Raw genomic sequence first — 5,301 nt, forward strand, 5'->3', positions numbered from 1 at the left:
ATAATTTTTTATAGAACTCTTTTATATCTTTTTTCTGAGAATTCAACTCTTCTTTACCATAGTCAAAATTTGCTACTACAAATCCCTCGTCAGCATCAGAAAAAGTAAAAAATTCTATTTCAATGAGTTTATTATGCTTAGAGTCCTCTATAGTGTCTCCTAAATTATTATTAAATCGCTTCACTTCTTCTTCACGAACTCCGAACCCCATAGCAGCTCCATTTGCAATGATGTTTGAAAATACTTCTTCTGAAGACGCTACTTCTTTTACAGTTATGAAGTATGTAGCTTCTTCTGTTTCTACTTCTTTCACTTTATTCCATTTTTCTGTATCACTAGAAGAAACCGTATAAACTGTTAACTCCAGTGTTGGTTTATTAGTATTTTCTTTTATGATCATTTGTTTTCCAAAGAAGAAAATACCAAGTAGCCCAGCTACAAAGATCAAAGCAATATAAATTATCTTTTTCATACATTATCCCCTATATCTTTCATATCAATGATCACATCAACTTTGTTATAGACAGCTGGATCATGAGTTGCTATAATAACATATTTGTCTTCATCTCTTTCATTTAATAATAAACGAATAATTTCTTTTCCAATCTCACCATCTAAAGCTCCTGTAGGTTCATCTGCTAAGATAATTTTACGTGGTTTCATTAACATTCTGGCAATAGCTACACGTTGAGCCTGCCCTCCAGACAATTCATATATTTTTTGATGTAAATAGTCGCTCGACAGTCCTACTTTTTCAAGTACATCAGTTATTATTTTTTTGTCTTTAGTGATAAGTTTCAAATTATCATATACTGTTTTGTTCTCTATTAAAGAATAATTCTGAAATACATATCCAACAGTATTTTTAAAGAAGGTTCTTTCTTTTATCTTCCAAATATCCTGTTCATCAACTAAAACATTCCCACTATCAATTTTTTCTAATCTTCCTATAATATTAAGAAGAGTACTCTTACCAGAGCCAGAACCTCCAATCAATGCATAGCTTTTTCCAGATTCAAATCTTAAATTTAAGTCTGTAAAGATCTTTTTTGAGCCGAAACTTTTTGAAACGTTCAAAAGGTCAATTGTCATGTTTCATCTCCTTTTAAAATTTTAGTATAGCTTTCAGATAATTTTCTAAAACTCATGATTATTGACAACATCAAAACCAGCAGAGAAGCAAGACCAATATATAGCAGCTCTATTTGCCCTGTCATAAGAAATGTAAATAGAATAACCATTGTAATAGTCATCATAAAGTACTTGAGACTTGAAATTGCTATATATGTTTTTGACAGACCCAAAATGATTTTTTTCACATATTCATTCTGTTTTAGGGCAATATAAAGTTGGACATATTGATAAATGAGTATAAAGACAATACTGTAAATTATCTTCTGCAAGATTTGTGACAGTAGAATTTGGTGCTCTAAGGATTGGATCTTCAACTTCACAATTTGGTAAACATCTACTGGATTCATTGAAACATTCAACTGGGTAGTCATCTCATTTATTTTTTTTACCGCTTCAGGACTAAAAAGAGATTTATATAGTATATTACTAGCCAAAGAAAACTTGTTGTTTTCGATCATTTTGTCTGTATCTAACACAACAACAATGTTATCTTTGCTATCTGCTACACTTGCCATTGGAAAAATATCTTTATTTTTATGATCGATATCAGCATCCTCATTGAAATAAAAAATTTTTTCACCATCAGGAATTATTTGTACTGCAAGTTCTTCTTTTGTATAGTTTGTTCCAATAAATTGTTCTGCTACAACTGTATTCTCAATAGATTTCTGGTTTTCTTTCCATTTTTCAGGAATATAGATAGTTGCTATCTTATTATCTAAAAGATGATAGTTTGTTCCATTCACTTTATTTTGTAGGTTAGCACCTGTTTGATTGATATAAATCAGATCTTTATTTATTTCTGGGTTCGTTATTCCATCATTTTCTAATTGTTTAGAAAAGTCTTCTAAAGCATGAGATGTATCTGGAACATAGGCCGAGGATCGTTCTATATATAAATAATCTAAGTTTTTTAAGGAAGCAGCTATCTGTAGATACTGACCATCCGAATCACTTACTTCTCCATTTTTAGCAGAGTTATTTTCAATTCCAAGGAACTCAATCCTTCTCCAGTCTTTTACTGTGTCCCATGGTACTAAATTCTGTATCTGTATGTTAATACTGGATTGGCTACTCTTTGTTTCTTGTAAAAAAATTCCTGATACAACGATAATAATCGAAATAATGGCAAGCCATACGACAAAAATAAGCTTGTTTTTCGCCTTGTTTTTGATAATTTCAATGGGCTTTTCAATCTGAATCGTCAACCAAAATAAAACAAAGGTGATGAGATCAATGATTTGAAATAGTATAAAATTCGTTATAAGCAGAGAGAAAAATAACTTAGAACTATAGGTTAAGAAACCATTTCCCAAAAAAGAACTGTAAGAAATCATCAATAAAGCCATCATAATCAGTTCAAAAATAAGAGAAATGCCATACTCTCTTCTAAGGTCGTATACAGGCAAGCCCAAAGAACGTCGTATCACTCCTTCTTTGATCTGCCTCGTCCTAACAACAAATAAAACAACTAATAAAGTTAAGTAAATGGACCCCATTAACAGTATTCTTAAAGTTCCAGTAAATTGTAAGATTCCTCCTATATACCAAGGATAAGCCATATAGACTGTTTGTAGTCCTGTCATCGTAAGTGGTTTCAAACTGTCTACATCCATTTCCCCAAGGGTGTAATACATCCCTATTATCGGTACTGACTTTAACTGTTCATTGTTTGCATCATCGAAATTTACATACTTCAACTGACCCGAACTCTGAACAATCGGCTTGTAAATGGTAACTTTTTCCGTTTTTGATAGGTCACGAATCATTTCGTAAATTTCGTTATTAGAAAGATTGCTTTTCCCTTGAATAGAAAAAGCACCATCAATTGGTAAAGGTATGGGCGTTTCGGTATCGCTAATAGTGACCAGACCAATTGCAGCAATCAAACAAAAGAAGAATCCAATGATACATAATTTTAATTTCATAAGCACTTACCATATCTTTTCATTGGGACTCTTGTTTTCATAAATTATTTTTAGAATCCATAATAATCCCAATATGCATTTAAGCGAACATCGTTTCAAGATTTTTTCTTGAAATGTCTATCTATAATCTTTTTTATCGTGAACTTTAACGTTCCCAAAATATTCGTTGGGGTTAATACTATGATTCCTTGACAAACACTTCTTATTATATTTGAACAATCTTGCGATAACTTCTTGAAGTAATCATAAAGATAAGTACGTAGATGAGGGCAAAGATACTACAAATGGAAAGTGTTACACTTAACATCATAGCTGTATCCACACCACCAATAGCCTTGAGAATCAAACTCAACATGTGATAGGCAAAAGCAAGGTGTAGGAAGGCAAAGATTACAGGGAGGAAGAAGACAGTCAAAACCTGCTTGTTAATGGTTTGCTTGATTTGTTTTTGATCCAAACCAACCTTTTGCAGGATGACAAAGCGTTCACGGTCTTCATAACCTTCTGAGATTTGTTTATAGTAGATAACCAGTACAGTACCTATCATAAAGATGATAGAGAGGAAAATACCAATAAAGAGGACACCTCCATAGAGAACATTCATTTGGGCAATTGCATCACTTGAACCATTACCCCCGTAAACCATAGCATCTTCACTCTTGAGATTATGGCTAAAATTATTTACATACGCATCAAAATCATCAGCTAGTTTTAACTGTTCCTCTAGACTTGCGGTGACATCCATACCACCATAAAACTGAGGGTAGACAGCAGAATCTTGGTACTGATCCAAAAAGCTTTGAAGATCTGGTACAACTAGGTAGTTAAAATCTGAAACTAAAAGGATATAGAGATTGGAAACATGGTTAGCTAAAAAATCTTGCTGGATTTCTTGCTTGATACTATACTCCTGACTGTTAAGACTAAATGATTTCTGACCTTTTAGTTGGTTATTTTTAGCCCAAAGACCTACTTCATTACCAGTAAGATTTAGCTTTTGTCCAGTCATTTTTTCATAGTCTTTTTGATCAAATACTAGAAAAACTGTCTTAGGTAATTCCGTGATTTGTTCTTTAGTCATGATGGTTAATTTAGTTCCATCTTGACTAGAAAGGCCAAAGCTAGCATAGCTAAGAACGTCTTTATTGCTAATCGTCAAGTTCTTTTCACTGGCATATTGAGTCAATAGTTGGTCTAAATTCTCAACTTCAATATTATTTCCCTTAGCCTTAACATCGAAATCATGAGGATACATGATATTTTTTATATTTTCAGAACCGTTGTAGATACTGGTTGCTGCTGACATAGTAACCAAAACCATGGTGGAAAGGATGGTAATGGTTGCTAAACCGACAGCGTTTTTCTTCATACGGAAGATAAGGTTAGAAACAGAGATGAGGTTATTTGGTTGGTAGTAATAACGCTTGTTTTTCTTGAGTAAGTGTAAGAAAACTGTAATACCCGCATTGAATAAGAGGTAGGTCGCAACAATTACCAACAGGACGGCTATAAAGAAAGTAACAGTCGCTGAAACTGGATCTTTTACGCTTTGTGCTAGATAGTAGCCACTACCTAGTGCAATTAGCCCTAGTAAAGTTTGAAGGACTAAGAAACGTCCCTTCTTCTCCCCTTTTACTTTTTCACGAGATAGTTGCAGAGCATCCATACGGGCGATTCGAAGGGCATTCAGAAACATGAGGCCTAGGAAAATCAAACCAAAGACAACAAGTACTGTAATGACAACTTTCATCTGGAAGGTAGCGACCAACTCAACCTTCAATTTCATCAGTTTAAGTAAGAAGGCGAAAATCAACTTGTCAAACAAGGCTCCAATACCGATACCTGCTCCAACAGTTAGAATTCCAAATAGCACCAACTCTTTAAAGGTCATACTGATCAGATGACGCTTTTCCAAGCCCAACATACCATAAATCCCCAACTCCTTGGAGCGGTTTTTCATAACAAAACTATTGGCATAAAGGACGATAATGGCTGACGCAAGGGTGACGACAAACATTCCAAATCCTAGAGTAGCTTGAATGGTGGATCCTCCACGGATTTCCGCAATCTTGGGATTGAAGGTTAGAGAGTAAAAGAGATAGCTGATAGTGACTGCCAAAATGACAGCCAAAGCAAACGGATAATAGAGTTTGCGGTTTTTAATTAAGTTGGATATGGCCAACTTATTGGTTAATCGAAACATACTAGTTCACCTCACTTGCCATAACAGTCAAGGTGT

4 protein-coding genes are annotated in these 5,301 nt (G+C 34.0%); all 4 read right to left on the minus strand.

Annotated elements, in window-relative coordinates; genetic code table 11:
- Window positions 1-472: hypothetical protein (locus I1J71_RS08460; protein ID WP_195184438.1), on the minus strand; the 472-nt coding region annotated here is incomplete at its 3' end.
- Window positions 469-1,092, minus strand: coding sequence for an ATP-binding cassette domain-containing protein (locus tag I1J71_RS08465; protein WP_004252896.1), 624 nt, complete (start codon window positions 1,090-1,092; stop codon window positions 469-471). The genes I1J71_RS08460 and I1J71_RS08465, both read right to left, overlap by 4 nt.
- The gene (locus tag I1J71_RS08470; protein WP_049496196.1) at window positions 1,089-3,062 is read right to left on the minus strand and encodes a hypothetical protein; all 1,974 of its coding nucleotides are present in this window, start codon (window positions 3,060-3,062) and stop codon (window positions 1,089-1,091) included. Before I1J71_RS08470 ends, I1J71_RS08465 begins: the two co-directional genes overlap by 4 nt.
- Window positions 3,063-3,267: 205 nt before the next feature.
- Window positions 3,268-5,265 carry an ABC transporter permease gene (locus I1J71_RS08475; RefSeq protein WP_004252891.1) on the minus strand — a complete coding sequence of 666 codons (1,998 nt, stop codon included), beginning with the start codon at window positions 5,263-5,265 and terminating at the stop codon, window positions 3,268-3,270.
- Window positions 5,266-5,301: the final 36 nt, after the last annotated feature.

Source organism: Streptococcus infantis, from assembly GCF_015546995.1.
Lineage (GTDB): Bacteria > Bacillota > Bacilli > Lactobacillales > Streptococcaceae > Streptococcus > Streptococcus infantis_J.